Origin of the sequence: Kribbella sp. NPDC049584 (assembly GCF_040675555.1) — a bacterium.
Lineage (GTDB): Bacteria > Actinomycetota > Actinomycetes > Propionibacteriales > Kribbellaceae > Kribbella.
Map to the genome: position 1 here is coordinate 218938 of NZ_JBFAPF010000012.1, position 16819 is coordinate 235756.

Annotated in this window: 16 protein-coding genes and 1 riboswitch; of the genes, 11 read left to right on the forward strand and 5 right to left on the reverse strand. The window is 68.6% G+C overall.

Features of this window, described 5'->3' with window-relative positions:
- The 3 genes from AB0J62_RS33725 to AB0J62_RS33735 all read left to right on the forward strand — a co-directional run bounded on the left by AB0J62_RS33725 (position 1) and on the right by AB0J62_RS33735 (position 2958).
- Positions 1 to 996, forward strand: coding sequence for a sugar phosphate isomerase/epimerase family protein (locus tag AB0J62_RS33725; RefSeq protein WP_134106126.1), 996 nt, complete (start codon positions 1 to 3; stop codon positions 994 to 996).
- A complete protein-coding gene (locus tag AB0J62_RS33730) occupies positions 993 to 1871 on the forward strand; it encodes a transketolase (RefSeq protein WP_363879978.1) in 879 nt (292 codons plus the stop codon). The genes AB0J62_RS33725 and AB0J62_RS33730 overlap by 4 nt, the downstream gene beginning before the upstream one ends.
- A 118-nt stretch (positions 1872 to 1989) precedes the next feature.
- Positions 1990 to 2958 (forward strand): transketolase C-terminal domain-containing protein, encoded by a 969-nt coding sequence (locus AB0J62_RS33735; protein WP_363879981.1) that lies wholly within the window; start codon positions 1990 to 1992, stop codon positions 2956 to 2958.
- Here AB0J62_RS33735 and ribB read toward each other — a convergent pair.
- A complete protein-coding gene (gene ribB, locus AB0J62_RS33740; protein ID WP_363879984.1) occupies positions 2942 to 3556 on the reverse strand; it encodes a 3,4-dihydroxy-2-butanone-4-phosphate synthase in 615 nt (204 codons plus the stop codon). The genes AB0J62_RS33735 and ribB overlap by 17 nt on opposite strands.
- Positions 3557 to 3646: 90 nt before the next feature.
- A riboswitch (FMN riboswitch) is annotated at positions 3647 to 3780 on the reverse strand.
- A gap of 43 nt (positions 3781 to 3823) precedes the next feature.
- On the opposite strand from ribB, the gene AB0J62_RS33745 reads away from it, so the two are divergent.
- The 6 genes from AB0J62_RS33745 (at position 3824) to AB0J62_RS33770 (ending at position 9987) form a co-directional block, all read left to right on the forward strand.
- Positions 3824 to 5314, forward strand: a complete 1491-nt coding sequence (locus AB0J62_RS33745; RefSeq protein WP_363879987.1) for a DUF4038 domain-containing protein — start codon at positions 3824 to 3826, stop codon at positions 5312 to 5314.
- Between the two features lie 30 nt (positions 5315 to 5344).
- Positions 5345 to 6319 (forward strand): sugar-binding transcriptional regulator, encoded by a 975-nt coding sequence (locus AB0J62_RS33750; protein ID WP_363879990.1) that lies wholly within the window; start codon positions 5345 to 5347, stop codon positions 6317 to 6319.
- The gene (locus tag AB0J62_RS33755; protein ID WP_363879993.1) at positions 6320 to 7666 is read left to right on the forward strand and encodes a threonine/serine exporter family protein; all 1347 of its coding nucleotides are present in this window, start codon (positions 6320 to 6322) and stop codon (positions 7664 to 7666) included.
- A 172-nt stretch (positions 7667 to 7838) separates the two neighbouring features.
- Positions 7839 to 8237 (forward strand): cyclic nucleotide-binding domain-containing protein, encoded by a 399-nt coding sequence (locus AB0J62_RS33760; protein ID WP_363879995.1) that lies wholly within the window; start codon positions 7839 to 7841, stop codon positions 8235 to 8237.
- On the forward strand, positions 8227 to 9225 hold the full coding sequence (locus AB0J62_RS33765) for an adenylate/guanylate cyclase domain-containing protein (protein WP_363879998.1): 999 nt from the start codon (positions 8227 to 8229) through the stop codon (positions 9223 to 9225). The genes AB0J62_RS33760 and AB0J62_RS33765 overlap by 11 nt, the downstream gene beginning before the upstream one ends.
- A 42-nt stretch (positions 9226 to 9267) precedes the next feature.
- Positions 9268 to 9987, forward strand: a complete 720-nt coding sequence (locus tag AB0J62_RS33770; RefSeq protein WP_363880001.1) for a GNAT family N-acetyltransferase — start codon at positions 9268 to 9270, stop codon at positions 9985 to 9987.
- Here the strand turns inward: AB0J62_RS33770 and AB0J62_RS33775 are convergent.
- Both AB0J62_RS33775 and AB0J62_RS33780 read right to left on the reverse strand, forming a co-directional pair.
- The gene (locus AB0J62_RS33775) at positions 9984 to 11234 is read right to left on the reverse strand and encodes a hypothetical protein (RefSeq protein ID WP_363880004.1); all 1251 of its coding nucleotides are present in this window, start codon (positions 11232 to 11234) and stop codon (positions 9984 to 9986) included. The two genes, AB0J62_RS33770 and AB0J62_RS33775, sit on opposite strands and share 4 nt — an antisense overlap.
- Positions 11231 to 11560 carry a PadR family transcriptional regulator gene (locus AB0J62_RS33780; protein WP_130445805.1) on the reverse strand — a complete coding sequence of 110 codons (330 nt, stop codon included), beginning with the start codon at positions 11558 to 11560 and terminating at the stop codon, positions 11231 to 11233. Before AB0J62_RS33780 ends, AB0J62_RS33775 begins: the two co-directional genes overlap by 4 nt.
- Before the next feature lie 127 nt (positions 11561 to 11687).
- On the opposite strand from AB0J62_RS33780, the gene AB0J62_RS33785 reads away from it, so the two are divergent.
- Entirely contained in the window at positions 11688 to 12614 is a 927-nt protein-coding gene (locus AB0J62_RS33785; protein ID WP_363880008.1) for an AraC family transcriptional regulator, read from the forward strand.
- Between the two features lie 94 nt (positions 12615 to 12708).
- On the opposite strand, the gene AB0J62_RS33790 is transcribed toward AB0J62_RS33785, so the two are convergent.
- Positions 12709 to 13578 (reverse strand): hypothetical protein, encoded by an 870-nt coding sequence (locus AB0J62_RS33790; RefSeq protein ID WP_363880011.1) that lies wholly within the window; start codon positions 13576 to 13578, stop codon positions 12709 to 12711.
- A gap of 154 nt (positions 13579 to 13732) precedes the next feature.
- Positions 13733 to 15661, reverse strand: coding sequence for a Xaa-Pro dipeptidyl-peptidase (locus AB0J62_RS33795; protein ID WP_363880014.1), 1929 nt, complete (start codon positions 15659 to 15661; stop codon positions 13733 to 13735).
- A gap of 144 nt (positions 15662 to 15805) precedes the next feature.
- On the opposite strand from AB0J62_RS33795, the gene AB0J62_RS33800 reads away from it, so the two are divergent.
- Positions 15806 to 16819, forward strand: a complete 1014-nt coding sequence (locus AB0J62_RS33800) for a LacI family DNA-binding transcriptional regulator (protein ID WP_363880017.1) — start codon at positions 15806 to 15808, stop codon at positions 16817 to 16819.

Consider the following 16819-nt stretch of genomic DNA (forward strand, 5'->3'; position numbering starts at 1 on the left):
ATGACTGACATGCCGGTCTTCGGCGCGGGTATCTGGCACTTCGCCACCTACAAGGACCGCTACGCCACGGACGGGTACGGCGATCCCGTCACGCTGATCGAGCAGATCGACCGCGCCGGCGCCGTCGGCGACCTGTCCGTCGTCGACCTGAACTGGCCGTTCGCCGGGTACGACGGGACGCTCGACGAGGTGAAGGCCGCCCTGCAACGCAACAACCTCAAGGCGATCGCGATCACGCCGGAGATCTACACCCGCGACTTCGTCAAGGGCTCGTTCACGAACCCGGACCCCGGCGTTCGCAAGCAGGCGATGGAACTGTTGCACCAGGCAACCGAGCTGGCGAAGGAGCTCGGCTGCTCCTACGTGAAGTTGTGGCCGGGTCAGGACGGCTGGGACTACCCGTTCCAGGTCGACTACCACGACATCTGGAACCTTGCTCTCGACGGCCTGAAGGAGCTGGTGTCGGCCCACCCGGACATCAACTTCGTGATCGAGTACAAGCCGCGCGAGCCGCGGGTGAAGATCATCTTCCCGAACGTCGCCCGGACGCTGCTCGGGATCGAGAAGATCGGCCTGCCCAACCTGGGTATCCTGCTCGACTTCGGTCACTCGCTGTACGGGCAGGAGACGCCGGCCGACGCGGCGCAGCTCGCGATCGACTACAACCGGCTCTTCGCGATCGACGTCAACGACAACATGAAGGGCTGGGACGACGACATGGTCGTCGGCTCGGTACACCTGGTCGAGACGTTCGAGTTCTTCCACACGCTGCGGAAGAACAACTGGGAGGGAGTCTGGCAGCTGGACCAGTTCCCGTTCCGGGAGGACAGCGTCGAGGCCGCGAAGCAGGCGATCCGCTTTCTCAAGGCGGTCCACCATGCCCTCGACGTACTGGATGACGACGCTCTCGCCGCCGCGCAGGCCTCGCACGACGCGCTGGCCGCGCAGCGCCTTGTCCAGAAGGTCCTGCTGAGTTCGATGTCGGAGATCGCATGACTCTGACTGTCGAGCATGCGACCCTGCCGGTGCTCGGACGCCTGCCTGCTCACAGCAGCCGGACCGAGCAGATCGCGCACATCGCCGAGGCCGCGAAGCAGATCCGGATCCAGGACCTCAAACTGGTCCACTATGCCGGAGCCGGGCACATCGGTGGTGACTTCTCCGCGATCGACATCCTGGCCACGCTGTACGGCGCTGTGCTCGACATCTCGCCCGCGACCGTGAACGATCCCGAGCGGGACCGCTTCATCCTGAGCAAGGGACACGTTGCCGGCGCGCTCTACACCACGCTCGCGGCCTTCGGGTTCCTGCCGGTCGAGGAGCTCGCGACGTTCCTCAAGCCGTTGTCGGCACTCAACGGTCATCCGAACCGGACGAAGGTGGCCGGCGTCGAGGCGAACACCGGTCCGCTCGGGCACGGTCTGCCGATCGCCGTCGGGCATGCCCTGTCGGCCAAGCTCGACGTCTCGATGCGCCGTACGTATGTGCTCGTCGGGGACGGTGAGTTGCAGGAGGGTTCGAACTGGGAGGCGATGATGGCGGCCTCGCAGTACCAGTTGGACCGGCTGACCGTGATCGTCGACCGGAACCGGCTGCAGCAGGGCGCGACCACCAAGGAGACCAACGACCTCGACCCGCTGCCGGACAAGGCGGCCGCGTTCGGGTTCGCGGTGGTCGAGGTGAACGGGCACGATCACGGCGAACTGCTCGACGTGCTCTCCGCCGTACCGTTCCGGCCGGGCAAGCCGACGTTCGTCATCGCCCATACCCACAAAGGGCACCCGATCTCGTTCATGAGCAACAACGTCGCCTGGCATCACCGCGTCCCCGACGACGCCGAGTTCAAGCAGGCCTTCAAGGAGCTGGCATGACCGTGCTTTTGGCCGGGCCTTCGGCGCCGGCGTGGTCATGGGGCTGTGACTCCCGGCCTTCCCTCGTCGCTCCGGTCGCTTCGCTCCCTCCGCTCCTCAGTCCAGGCCGGGAGGCCCCATGACCCTCGTCCATTCTTCTTCAATCGCGGCGCAGCCGCGCTACGACTGCCGGGACGCGTACGTCGAGACGCTGGCCCAACTCGCCGAGGCCGATCATCGGATCGTTGGCGTGGTCAACGACTCGGTCGGCTCCAGCAAGCTGAACAGCTTCCGTAAGGCGTTCCCGGACCGGCTGATCAACGTCGGGATCGCCGAGCAGGACATGGTCGGCGTCGCATCCGGGCTGGCCAACGGCGGCCGGATCCCGTTCGTCTCGGCGGCGTCCTGCTTCCTCACGGCGCGCGCCCTGGAGCAGATCAAGGCCGACGTCGCGTACTCGCACACCAACGTGAAGCTCTGCGGTATGAGCCCAGGCGTCGCGTACGGCGAACTCGGCCCGACGCACCACTCCGTCGAGGACATCGCCTGGTTGCGGGCGATCGACGGGATCCGGATCATCGTGCCCGCCGACCCGATCGAGACAGCGGCAGCGCTGCGATGGGCGGCGGCCTCGGAGGGGCCGGTGTTCATCAGAGTCAGCCGGATGAGCGTGCCGAAGGTGTATCCGGAGGACTACGAGTTCCAGCTCGGCAAGGCGATCACGGTTCGCGAAGGCAATGACGTCACGGTGATCAGCAACGGCACGGTCCTGTGGCGCGCGCTCGCCGCGGCGGAGCGGCTCGCCGAGGAAGGGATCTCGGCCCGAGTGCTCTCGATGCCGACGGTGAAGCCGTTGGACACCGACGCCGTGGTCGCGGCCGCGCGGGAGACGGCCGGCATCGTGACCGCCGAGGAGGCCGTCTCCGGTGGCGGGCTCGGCGGGGCGGTCGCGGAGACCGTCGTACAGCATCATCCGGCGCGGGTGTCGATCCTCGGGTTCCCCGAATTCGCGCCCACGGGGTCGGCCGGTTACCTGCTGGACCGGTACGGCCTGTCTCCCGAGGGCATCGCCGACGCCGCCCGCAAGCTCGTCACGACAAGTAGCTGACGAGATCCGCGATCGAGATCATCGCGAAGTCATGAGCGTCGGCGAACGTGCGCAGGTCCGTGCCGGTCATCAGCGTTCCGTCGTCGTTCATGAGTTCGCCGATCACGCCCACCGGCGACAGGCCGGCCAGCCGGACCAGCTCGACGGTGGCCTCGGTGTGACCGGGGCGCTGGCGGACTCCGCCGTCGACCGCGCGCAACGGAAGGATGTGACCGGGCCGGATCAGGTCCGCGGGCTGCGCCGTGGGGTCGGCCAGCACGCGGACGGTCCGCGCCCGGTCGGCCGCGGAGATGCCGGTGCCGACACCCGTCGCCGCGTCCACGGAGATCGTGTACGCCGTGCGCAGGCTGTCCTGGTTGTTCGGGACCATCAGCGGCAGCTCGAGGCGGTCCAGCAGCTCCGGCGCCGCGGGGGCGCAGACGTATCCGCTGGTGTGGCGCACGAGCAGCGCCATCAGTTCGGGGGTGGCGAGGCTCGCGGCGAAGGTCAGGTCGCCTTCGTTCTCGCGGTCCTCGTCGTCGACGACCACGACCGGCCGTCCGGCGGCGATCTCGGCGATGGCGCGTTCGACGGTGTCGAGGCTGGTGATGGTGTTCACGGTCGGTGTCCTCTCGGCAGTGCTCTGGACAGCACTCCGGGGCAACGACAAACCTCACGCTCCTGTTTTCGCGCAGGAAACGTGAAGCTGCCACGTGCGTCTTCCCATCCGGACTTTCACCGTCGGTCCCGGAGTTCCACCAGGTCAACCGCTTCTTCTCGCGAAGTCACGGGTCGCGGACTGTCACCGCCGGCTCGGAATTTCACCGACCCCAGAGCACGTGTCTTTCATGATCAGCTTAACGGCAACGAGCATCCCGGGAGTGTCATGTCCATCTCATCCGTCTGCCGCGAGATCGAACTCCGGCTGACCGGCGAGGACGCCGACTCGTACGGCGCCGAGGTCTGGGTTGACTTCGAGCACGAGTCCGGCCGCCGCCTCCGGCGGCCGGCGTTCTGGGACGGCGGGCACACCTGGCGGGTCCGCTTCGCCCCGCCGGAGGCGGGTCGCTGGCGCTGGAAGAGCGGCGAGTTCGAGGTGCGCCCTGCGGGCGCGGACGAGCTCAACCCGTTCTACCGGCATGGGTTCTGGCGGATGTCTCCCGGCGGCCGCAGTCTGGTCCACGCCGACGGGACTCCCGCGATCCTGGTCGCCGACACAGCCTGGGCCCTACCCTGGCGCGCTACCCCCGAGCAGGTCCGCGAGTACGCCGCTGACCGGCAGGCGAAGGGCTTCAACGCGGTCCTGCTGATGACGGTGCAACCGGACATGCACGCGGTCGGTCCCCGCGACCGCGCCCAGGACGAAGGCTTCGACGTCGGCTTCGAGGACCTGCCCGACGGCCATCTCAACCAGCTGAACGCCGAGTACTTCCAATACCTGGACGTGTTGCTGGACATCCTGGTCGAGCACGGCCTGGTCCCGGTGCTACAGCCCGTATTCCAGGGCTTCGGCTGGAAGGGTCTCGACGTGGCGGGCACCGTCGTACCGCCGGAGGAGTATGCGCGGTATTGCCGCTATCTGGTCGCGCGGTACGGCGCTCGACCGGCGATCTACCTGGTCGGCGGCGACGGCTCAGGTGACGAGCCGCAGACCGCGGCGGGTGGGGCCGAGGTGCACGCTGTCGACTGCTACGGGCAGCCGACCGGTATCCACTACCGCCCGCACATCCGCGCGAACGCCCACCAGGACGCCGACTGGCTCGACTTCCAGTGGTGCCAGACCGGTCACACCGGCGAGCATGTCCCCGAACGAGTCGCGGACATGTGGCGCAACGAGCCGATCAAAGCAGTCGCGAACGGCGAACCGACGTACGAACACACAGGCCGGACAGGCGTCGGCGAGGGCTGGTGGCAGGGCCACGAGGCGTGGAGCAACCTGTGCGCGGGCGGGACGATGGGTGTCGTCTACGGCGCGGGCAGCCTGTGGCAGTGGCGCCTGCATCCCGAGGAGCCGGGGCACTCCGAGTTCTTCCTGGCGCCGGGCGCGGGCTGGCGCGAGGCGGTCGGCTTCGAGGGTTCGACGTACGTCGGGATGCTCGGGAAGATCCTGGCGGGCCTGCCGACCACCGACATGGTGCCGGACTGGACCCGTGTCATCACCGGGCGTGCCCTCAGCGGCGCGGACGGGATGCTGATCGTCTACCACGAGAACGGCGGCCCGGTGATGGTGTTCGACGACACGGTCCCGCTCGCGTACACGATCGTCGATCCGCGCGACGGCTCGATCGTCGCCTCCGGCAAGCGGGACACCTCGAACGCCCCGATCCCCGACCCCGGAGGATCACCGCGGGTCTACCTCTGTCTGCCTGACCTATAGTCCGTATTCCTGACGTTTCGAGGGGGTCGAGTGAACGCGAACCGCGCAGTACGCCAGCCGGGGCTGGACGAGCTGCGGTTGCTCGCGAAGGTTGCGCGGATGTACCACGAGAAGGGCATCCGCCAGCCGCAGATCGCCGCCGAGCTCAACCTGTCGCAGGCGCGGGTGTCCCGGATGCTCAAGCAGGCCGTCGATGTCGGCATCGTGCACACCGTGGTGACCATGCCGAGCGGCGTGCACAGCGATCTCGAGGACGAGCTGCAGGGCCGGTACGGGCTGCGGGACGCGGTCGTCGTCGACACGCTCGGCGTTGGGGACGATGTCCTGCCGGCGCTCGGTTCGGGCGCGGCGGCGTACCTGGACATGACACTGACCGGCGGCCACGTGGTCGGGATCTCGTCCTGGAGCGAGACGCTGATCAGCGCCGTCGACCGGATGCCGCGCAAGAGCGTGCCGGTGGTGGACAAGGTCGTCCAGATCGTCGGCGGTCTGGGCGATGCCGCGGTGCAGATGCAGGCCACCCGGCTGACCGCGCGGTTCGCCGAGCTGACCGGCGGGATGCCGGTCTACCTGCCGGCGCCCGGTCTGGTCGGGACGCCCGCTGTACGCCGGGCGATGATGAACGACGTGTCGGTTCGGGACGTTCTGGGCACGTGGGGACAGCTCACCGACGCCCTGGTCGGGATCGGCAGTCTCGAGCCCTCGCCGCTGCTGCAGCGCAGCGGGAACGCTGTCGCGGAGGCCGACCAGGACGAGCTGCGCCGGCTCGGTGCCGTCGGCGACGTGTGTTTCCGGTTCTTCGACGAAGAGGGAAATCTTGTGCGTTCGACGTTCGACCAGCGTGTCATCGGAGTGACCGCGAAGGAGCTGCTGGCGGTGCCGCGGCGGATCGGGGTCGCCGGCGGTGAACGCAAGTACTCCGCGATCCGGGCCGCGATGCTCGGTGGCTGGGTCAACATCCTGATCACCGACCTCGCGATGGCCCATCGGCTCCTCGAGCAGTAGATGCAGCCTGACGAGCAGCGGGAGGTCTACGCGACCATCGACCTGGCCTTGCGGGTCGGTGAGGTGCTGCTGTCCAGCGGCGCTGGTACGGCGGACGCGACCGCGACGATCCTCGGCGTCACCGCGGCCGGGGGACTGCGCGGCTGCGAGGTCGACATCACGTTCACGTCGATGGCGGTCTCGTACCAGGCCGCGCCCGACGTCGCGCCCGAGACGCACATCCGGCTGGTCCGGTACCGCTCGCAGGACTTCTCCCGGCTCACCGACGTCGACCAGCTGGTACGACGGTTCGCTCGCGGCGACCTCACCCGCGAGGAGGCGTCGCGCGAGCTGGCCCGCCTGACGTCGGCAGGTCCGCCGTACCCGCGGTGGAGCGCCGTACTCGCGTGGGGCGTGATGGCCGGCGGCGCGACGCTGCTGCTCGGCGGCGGCTGGCTGATCACGTTGGTGGCGGTGCTCACCGCGATCGTGATCGACGTCAGCAACCGCTGGTTCAACCGGCAGCGGCTGCCGGCGTTCTACCAACAGGTCGCGGGCGCCTTCGTCGCGACCGCGGTTGCCTTGCTCCTGTACGCCGTCCACGCGCCGGTCAAACCGTCCCTGGTCGTTGCCGCAGGCATCATTATGTTGCTGGCCGGGATCGCGCTCACCGGCGCCGTCCAGGACGCGATCACCGGGTACTACGTGACCGCCGCGGCCCGAAGTCTCGAAGCGATGCTGCTCACCGGCGGAATCATCGCGGGGGTGTCGCTCGGGCTCGCACTGGGACTCAAGCTCGGGCTGCACGTCGGCATCGAGGCGGAGACCATCCAGCTCGGGAATCTTCCGATCATGGTCTTCTCCGGCGCGGTGATGGCGGTCGCGTTCGCCTACGCGTCGTACGCACCTCTCCGCGCGTTGCTGCCGGTCGCCGTCATGGGCGCGCTGGGCTCGCTGGTCTTCACGCTGATGACGCGGGCGTCGTTCGGTCCGGCTTGGTCGACGGCCGCGGCGGCGTGTGTCGTCGGGCTGGGCAGCTACTCCGTCGGGCGTCGCGTCGGTGTACCGCCTTTGGTCGTGGTCGTTGCCGGCTCGATTCCGCTGTTGCCGGGACTCACGATCTACAAGGGTCTCTACGAGCTGATGGGCCTCGGCAACCTGATCGGCATCGTCAGCCTCGGCACCGCGGTCGCCATCGGCGTCGCCCTGGCCTCCGGCTTGATCCTCGGCGAGTACCTCGCCCAGCCGATCCGCCGCGAGGCCCGCCGCCTCGAAGACCGCCTCGCAGGCCCCCGCCTGGTAGGCCCACGCCGCCCGGTCCGCCGCCGAACAGCCCGACCAGGCCGCCGACGCCGCACCAGCAGCTAGATAACTCGTCAGTCACGCTTGTCGGGCGTGTTTCGGATCATAGGGTGACCACGGCGTCTACGAGCCGTTAGAGTTACCGACTGGAAACATCGGCGGATCGCCGGGTCGACCGGCGGGCGCCGTGCCAGACGGGGCCAGACGGGGCCAGACGGGGCCGACGAGGAGGAGCGACGTGGCACTGGGTAGGACGTCCCCACGGGATCTCCCGCTGTTCGCGGATCTGTCCGGGAAGGACATCAGGGACATCTTCCGGGCCGGTGAGGAAGTTTCGGTGCCGGCCGGCTGGTCGCTGATCCTGGAGCAGACGCCGCCCGACGCGGCGTACCTGATCCTGAGCGGTACGGCGTCGGTCCGGGAGAGGGGCCAGGAGATCGCCACGCTCGGCCCGGGCGATATCGCCGGCGAGGTCGCGGTCCGGAAGAACACGTTGCGGACGGCAACCGTCACGGCGAAGTCGCGGCTGCAGCTGCTGCACTTCACCCGGGAGAAGTTCGACGATCTGACCCGCCGGCTGCCGGCGTTCCGCGACGCCATCGACGCCACCATCGCCGAGCGCCGCGGTGGCCACTGATCCTGGGGCCACTGACCCTGGGGCGCCGGATCTGGCCGCGTTGGCTCAGGACTTCGAGCGGACGCTGCTGGGCGGGGAGCGGAAGTTCACCCGGGTGCAGGTGTCGGAGCGGGCCGGGATCTCGATCCAGCGCGCCGAGCGGATGTGGCACGCGCTCGGGTTCGCAACCGTCCCGGACGACGAGGTGGCCTTCACCGACGACGATGTCGAGGCGTTGCGGCTGGTAGCGGCGCTCGAGGACGACAAGTTCATCGAGCCCGAGATGGAGTCCTCGCTCGCCCGGAAGCTCGGGCAGACGCAGTCGCGGCTGGCGTCTTGGCAGTCCGCGATGTTCCTGGACTTCCTCGCTAGCTCCAAGCTGTCGGCAGACGAGGCGATCGAGGTCGCGGGACTGCTGCTGCCGGCGATGGAGCGGTTGCAGACCTATGTCTGGCGCCGGCATCTGGCCGCGGCCGCTGGGCGGGCGGTGGCCGGGTCCGACGAGCTGGCGCGCGGTGTGCGCGCGGTCGGGTTCGCGGACATCGTCAGCTACACCCGGTTGACCCGCCGGCTGACCGAGGCAGAGCTCGGAGAACTGATCGAGCGGTTCGAGGGTACGGCCGCGGACGTCGTCGCGCTGAACGGCGGGCGGGTGATCAAGTCGATAGGTGACGAGGTGCTGTTCGTCGCCGACACCGCCGCCCAGGGCGCCGCGGTCGCGCTCGCGCTGCAGGACGCCGTGAACGCCGACGAGGAACTGCCCGAGCTGCGGATCGGCCTCGCCTACGGCACGATCCTGATCCGCCTCGGCGATGTGTACGGCGAGGTCGTCAACCTGGCCGCCCGCCTCACCACGGAGTGCAAACCCGGGCGCGTCCTCGCCGACCGCGAACTGGCCGCCGCTCTGGACGGCCACTCTGCGTACAACCTCCACCGCCTCCGACGGCTCTCGGTCCGCGGCTACCGCCACCTGGTCCCGTACGCCGTCCAGCGGGCGGACGAGCGGTAGCGGGTCGTTTACGCGTCAACGGCATGACATACGGTTTGGTATGTGCAGGAGATCAGGACGCCGGCTGACCTGTCGCTGGTGAGCGGGGGCGACCCGATCGTCGAGTGGGCCGCGCAGGGGTTCGGCAACGGCGTACGGGTGTGGGCTGCTGGAGACGCCGTGGCGGTGGCCTCGCCCGATGTGTCCAAGCACGACCGGCTTGCGGTGATCGGGGCGGCGGACGACGCGGCGCCGTTGGTGCGCGACGTACTGCGTGAGGTCGGTCCGTCGTACCGTCCGTTCGGGGACGAGGCGCTCGTGCGCGAGCTGGCGGAACGTGTGCCGGAGTTGACCTTCTCGGCGTCGTTCGGGTGGATGGACGCGTCCGAGGTACCTGACCTGACCACAACGGCTGCTTGGCTGGATGGCGATGTGGGCGTGGAAGAGCTGCTCAGCGAGGCGTCGCCCAAGTCGTACGCGTGGCCCGGGCGTTCCGGCGTACGGCGGTGGGCTGCTCTGACCGGGGATCGTGGTGAGCTGCTGAGCATCGCGGCCGATGCGTGGAGTGCGCCGGGGGTCGGATTCCTGGCCGGGGTCGCGACGCATCCTGTTGCTCGGGGCAAGGGGTTGTCTCGGCAGGTGTGCGGGTTCGTGACGGCCGAGCTGGTCAAGCGGCACGGGCGGGTCGCGTTGATGGTGGACGGCGATAACGCGGCCGCGATCGCGGTCTATCGGCGACTCGGCTACACGTACCGCCGAGTCGCCGCTGCCGGGATCCGCTAGCGCGTCGGCTGCACCGTGAGGGTGGGACCGGCGGGCTTGCTTGGCTTCACAGTCGGCGTGTTAGTTGGCGTCTTGGTCGGCGCCGGGGTTGGTGTCGGCGTCGGACCTGCGGTCGGCGGTGGAGTCGTGCGGGTGGCCGGCGCCGGCGGCGGGACGAACGGCGCCCTGGTGGTGTCCTTGCAGTTGTCCGGACCGGTGTCGCCGTTCTCGTCCGCGACGACGACGGCCTGCGGGAACAGGTTGCTGGTCGTGTCGCGGGACTGCGTGCCGTAGTTCGTCGCGCAGTCCTGCTGCTCCAGGCTGATCGGGTTCCCGTCCTGGTCGTACAGCCGGACCGAGACTTGCTTGCCCTGGGCATCGAATGGGTAGATGTTCGTGACCGAGTTCCCGTTCAGCATCAGCCCGTTCGGCGGCGGGCTGTAGTGCGAGGAGCTGCCCCGGTAGTCGTTGTAGTTGTTGAGGAACCCGAACGACGCCCCGACGTACGCCGCCGCCAGGAACGACGGCACTACGATCGCCGCGACGACGTTGAGCGGGACGACGTACCACAGCCAGCGCCGGTCTTGCTGTGTCTTCCGCCCGATCCAGATCGACACCGCCGCGCCCGCAATCGCCCCGACCACCGTCACCGACGCGGCGCCGAACAGCGCGAAGAACCCGCCCGCGCCGATGATGCCGCGGACGACCCACCAGACCGGCTGGCCGATCGTGACGAGTTCATGCCGGATATTCGGCGGGATCTGGTCGATCCACCCGCGGATGGCCGCGGCGCCGCGCGCCCCATGTCGGGTGTCCAGCACGATCCGCGGGTCGTGGCCGCGCAATGCCTGGACGCCGAGGAACGCCGCGGCGAAGAGGATCCCGAGCCCGAGCAGCCCGAAGAACGGGGTCTCGTCCCGCGACCACGCGAAGATGCTGACGGCAACGAAGAAGGGTCCGGCGGTCCCGGAGATCAGCCCCCAGCGAAGGGCCTTCCAGCCGGCGGCTAGGTCGTCCTGGCTGACGGGCGCGGTCCGCGGGGGATAGCCGGCCGCGGTCCGCAGCTCATCGGCGTACTGCGCCGGCGTGCCGAGGCGCTGCTGCAGGTCCGCGAGCGTCGGCTCCGTGCCGAACTCCGCCGCCACCTCGGTCAGGTGACCGCTGACATCCTGAAGCACGTCCTCCAGCTCGCCGGGCGGCAGATCGTTGAGCTGAGCCCGCACCTGGGCCAGGTAGAGCGCGACCGCTCCGGTCAGGGTGCTGTTCACGCGGCCTCCTTCTCCAGCAGCAGCACCGACATCGTGTCGGCGAAGTGGTTCCAGGTCTTGGTGGACTGCGCCAGCAGGTCGCGGCCGGTCTTGTTCAGCCCGTAGTACTTGCGGTGCGGGCCTTCCTCGCTCGGCTGCACGTACGACGTCAGCGCGCCGGCCGCGAACAGCCTGCGCAGCGTCCCGTACACGGACGCGTCCGCCACGTCCTCCAGTCCGGCCGCGCGCAGGCGGCGCAGTACGTCGTACCCGTAGCCGTCGGCGTCGCGCAGTACGGCGAGCACCGCGAGGTCCAGGACGCCCTTGAGTAGCTGGCTCGTATCCATCAGGTCTCCTCCAGCAGGTGTTCCGCGCAGAACAGTACTACACACTGCGGAGTACTGCGGTAACCAGTCTGCTGGTTCCGCAATTTCGATCAAGTCCGCGGCGACGGTTGGGGGCACAGTGGTGGGCATGGCGGATGTGTTCGAGGAGTTCGTGGCGGTGGTGGCCTCCGGCATGGCCGAGCCCTGCGAGTCGGTGCACGGCGCCGGGCTCGCGGGGCGCGTACACCTGTCGCGGTTCCACTTCGACCGGGTGATCGGTGCGGTGGCCGGCGAGTCGCCGTTCGCGTTCCGGCGGCGCGTGCTGCTGGAGCGGGCGGCGTACCGGCTGCTGACCGAGCCGGTCGCCGTACTCGAGGTTGCGGTCGAGGCCGGGTACGGGTCGCACGAGGCGTTCACCCGGGCGTTCGCCAGAGCTTATGGGATGTCGCCGCGGGACTGGCGACGGGAAGCGTCGCGGGTGTTCTTCCTGACGGCGCCGAGTGGAGTGCATTTCCAGCCGCCGGCCGGGCTACGGCTGCCGGCCCGTCGAAAGGTGAGAGGGATGGACGTACTGGTCAGAATGGTCGAGCATCACGTCTGGTTGACCGGCGAGATGATCGAACGCGGCGCCCGCCTGGACGCCGCCGTACTGGACCGCCCGATCGAGTTGTCCGTCGAAGGCATCGACGACGACATCTCGATCCGGTACCTGCTGGACCGCCTGGTCTGGCAGGAGGAGATGTGGCTCGCGTCCGTCGAGGACCGCCCGTTCCAGGTCCCCGAATGCGGTCGCGACGTCACCACCCCGATCTCCGAACTCCGCGTCCGCCACGCCGAGGCCGGCTCGCGTTTCGTTGCCCTGGTCAACCAGCTGAACGAGGACGGTCGCTTCGACGAGAGCTTCGTCGACACCACCTGCGAACCACCGCGTGTCTTCACCTACGGCGGCATGGTCGCCCACGTCCTGACCTTCGCAGCCCACCGCCGCTCGCTCCTGATCGGCGCGTTCTACACGGCCGGCATCCAGGACCTCAACTTCGGCGACCCAATGCACTTCGTAGCCGAAGGCAACTAACCCGGCGAGTCGTGGGATTTGGCTAAAATCGTCAGCCGATTTCCACGACTCGGCAACTGGGACAGGAGCCAAGCGCCACGACTCGGCGGAGCGATCAGGCGGCGATTCGGGGGTGGCGGCGGGTGTGGAGGTCCTCGGCGATGCGGGCGATGACAGTGCCGGGGGTGTGCAGGAGGTCGTACGCCGTGATCACGCGGACCAGCCAGCCTTCGCGTTCGAGGTTCTCGCGACGGCGGATGTCCTGACGCCACTGGCGAGCGTCCTTGTGGTGGTGCTTGCCGTCGTACTCGATCGCGATCTGGAGATCCGGCTCCGGGTAGGTCAGGTCGGGTGTTGCCAGCCAGCCGCCGGCCGAGTCGCAGATGACGTGACCGATGCGGGGCTCGGGGAGTCCGGCGAGGATGAGGAGGAGTCGGAGCCGGGACTCCATCGGCGAGTCCACTCCGCTCCGGACCAGTGCGGCTGCCTTCCGGGCGAGCCGGATGCCCCGAACGCCGATGGTCGCCGACGTGACCTCGACCAAGTGCTCCGGCTCCGCGGCGGTACGACGTACCAGCGCATCTCCTGCGGAGACCAGCTCGGTCAGATCGCAGGACGCCGCGAGGTCGAGGAAGGTGCGAGCGGGCGGGGTCAGTTGCAGCCCGTCTCGCAGCTCGCCTTCGAGACGTTGTACTTCGTGAACGCGCAAGCCGCTCACCCGCGGGAGGGCCCGATGCGGATCGCGCTGCACGGTCACGTGTACGACGTCGTCGGGGCGAGCATTGGCGGTCCACAAGCTCAACGCGGTGTCATGGCTCACGACCGCACCGGGCGTGAGCAGCAACGCGGCCTCAGCCTGCAACCGGGGCGTGACCGCAACCGGCGCAGCGACGTACACAGATCCCAGCACGCGCCGGTAGCGCACTCCGCGCAGCACACCCCGGGACATACCCGCGGCTCGCGCGTCCGCCGCCGTGAACAACACCCGGCCATTCTCCAGCTTTCCCCAGCCGGGTGACGTCGTCTATCCACAGCCCCACCGAGTCGTGGCGAATGGCTCCGACCCCTACCGCGAGTCGTGGATCGAGGCAGATTCTTCGAGCCGAGATCCACGACTCGGCGAACAGCCTCGGATCCGACTAGTTCTTCGGGTCGTGGAGGTTGGGGCGTTGGGTGGGGGTGGTGATGTCGACGTCGATGGGGTGGAGCTGGGTGGGGGCGGTGATCTTGCCTGAGGTCACCGGGACGTTGAGTTTGCTGGTGCTCAGGTCGATGTCGATGGTGGCCCCGGTGTCGTTGGGGGTGGTCCACTCGGTGTCGGAGAGCGTGACGGCCAGGCCGAGGACGCGGCCCTTGGGGATGATCTGGTCCTGGGCGCGGAGCGGGACGTTGACCGTTGTCCACTTGCCGGGCGTCAGCGGCGTCGGGTTCGAGAGTGACTTGCTGTGGGCGGCGTCGATCCAGCCGCGGCTGACGATGCCGTGATCGCTCTGGGTGGTGAGCTTGTCGACGGTGAAGTAGCAGCTGTCGTCGAAGTCGGTGCTCGAACCCTCGCAGGTGCTCTCGTCAGTGGTACGGATCCCGGAGTACCGCTCGGCGTCGCCGTACTCGATCAGGCGGGCGGTGATCGGGGTCGTCGCGGAGTCGGACTTCACCCGGAGCGTGACCGACGGAGTACCGCTGATCCGCATCGGGGCGGTCAGCGGTGCGGACAGGAACATCTGCCGGCCCGCGATCACCTCGGTCGGATCCGCGACGATGTCGTCCTCGGTCAGGTCGGGATCGTCGGTGATCATCAGCGAACCCTTGCCTGCGGCACCGAGTTTGCCGGCCGACAGCGGCACCGACGTCGGCCGGTTCACGGCCGGCCAGGTCTGGTAGTTGCGCCAGACATCGGGTGACGTCTCGATCGAGACGGCCGGCTCCTTCATCACGCCGTTCTGCAGGCCCTGCAGCCAGTAGTCGAACCACTCGTGCAGCTCGTCCACCCACTCGTCGCGGCGGAACTCGAACGGGTCGACGTGATCCTCGAGCCCGAGCCACAGCTTGCGCGGGACGTTGTTGCGCGACAGCGCCGACCACCACTGCGAGAAGTGGTTGGTCTGCACGTTGTAGTCGCTGAGCCCGTGCGTCATGAAGACCGATGCCTTCACCTTCGACGCGTTCTTCGTGTAGTCGCGCTCGGACCAGAACGTCGTGTAGTTGCCGGTGTCATCGTCGTCGTTGTCACCGAGATCACCGCGTACGTCGTCACACGCGGGGCTGTCGTGGCCGACGTACCCGCCGAGCCAGGGCATGTAGTCGTCGGAGTACGGAACGCCGCCGGAGCGGGTGTAGTCGTACCAGGAGGAGATCGCCGAGATCGGCACGATCGTCTTCAGGCCCTGCACCCCGGTCGCCGCGACGCCGTTGGCGAGCGTCCCGTCGTACGACTTGCCGATCATCCCGACCGCGCCGGTGGTCCAGGTCGCCTTCACCGCTTGCCCGTCGGCAGTGTGCGCGGTGTTGCGTCCGTTCAGCCAGTCGATCACGTCGACCACGGACTGGATCTCGTCGGGGCCGCCGACGTCGCCGCAGCCGGTCGACCGTCCGGTGCCGAGGATGTCGACGCCGACCATCGCGTAGCCGCGCGGGACGAAGTAGTTGTCGTAGAACAACGGCATCTTCTGGATCATGCCGTCGCTGTCGTACGTCTTCTTCTCGTTCTCGTTGCCGCGTCCGCAGCAGGAGTAGTACGGCGAGGCGTCCATGATCACCGGGATCTTCACACCGGTGAGGACGGGCTCGCTGGGACGGACGATGTCGACCGCGATCACGTCGTCCTTGCCGTCGGAATCGGTGTCCATCGTGGTGTCGACGTACACCGATTCGCGGATCGCGTTCGCGTAGTCGTAGACCGGCTGCGTGCTCTTGGTGCGCGCGTCCACGTGCTGCGGCACACTGGATGCTGCCGGGGCGGCAGCGGGCCCGTCCGGGATCGGCGCAGCCAGGGCGGGACCGGTGACGGTCCCGAGGCTGAGCACGGCGGACGAGACCAGGATCGTCATCCTGGCGCGGACGGTCGTCATGGCTGGGAAGGCTAGTCACTCGCGAGCCGCAACGCCAGGTTCTGCCGAGATTGGCAGCGACCTGCCCGATACTCAGTGTGAGAACGGGCGATTCGATAGGGTGACCGCCACCGCCCCCGGGGGGACGCACGAAAGGGTAGGCCAGTGAATCTGCGAGCACCGGTGACATTGCTGGACGTTGCGCAGCGTGCGGGTGTGTCGGTCGCGACCGCCTCCCGCGTGCTGAACGGCGGGGACCGCGTACCCCGTCCGGAACTGCAGGAGCGGGTCAAGGCAGCCGCCGGCGAGCTCGGCTACACGCCGAACGCACAGGCCCAGGCGCTGGCCAAGTCGTCGACGAACCTGGTCGGCATCCTGGTGCACGACATCGAGGACCCGTACTTCGCCGCGATCGCGAACGGCGTGATGCGCGCCGCGGACGAACGCAACCTGCTGGTGATGATGGCCAGCACGTTCCGCGACTCCGACCGCGAGATCGCTTACCTGTCGTCGTTGCGGGCGCAGCGGGCCCGCGCCGCGGTGATGATCGGTAGCCGGCGGACCGATGCCGACAGCCTCTCCCGGACGGCGTCCGAGGTGGAGAGTTTCCTCAACTCCGGCGCGGGTCTCGCGCTGGTCAGTCAGTCCGGGATGCCGGCGCACACGGTCGAGCCGGACAACCGCACCGGATCGGCCGATCTCGCTCGCGAGCTGGTCGGGCTCGGGTGGCGCAAGTTCGCGATACTGGGCGGTCCCGAGACGCTTGCGACGGCACGCGATCGCCGGGCCGGGTTCGTCGAGGGTCTGGCCGAGGCGGGGTTGCAGCCTGTAGCGATCGAGACCGGTGACTTCACCCGCGACGGTGGGTACGCCGCCGCCGAGGGGCTGCTTGATCGGCAGGCCGACGTGGACTGCGTGTTCGCGGTGAACGACGTGATGGCAGTCGGTGCGATGTCCGCCTTGCGGACGCGTGGGGTCGACGTACCGGGCAAGCTCGGGGTCGCAGGATTCGACGACATCGCGACGCTGCGCGACGTGTGGCCCGGATTGACCACCGTGCGGCTGCCGCTGGAGCAGATGGGCCGGCGTGCGCTCGAGCTCGCGATCCAGGGCGGCGACGTGACGACGGAGACGTTCAAGGCCGAGGTAGTACTGCGGGAGAGCACCGCGAAGGCCTGA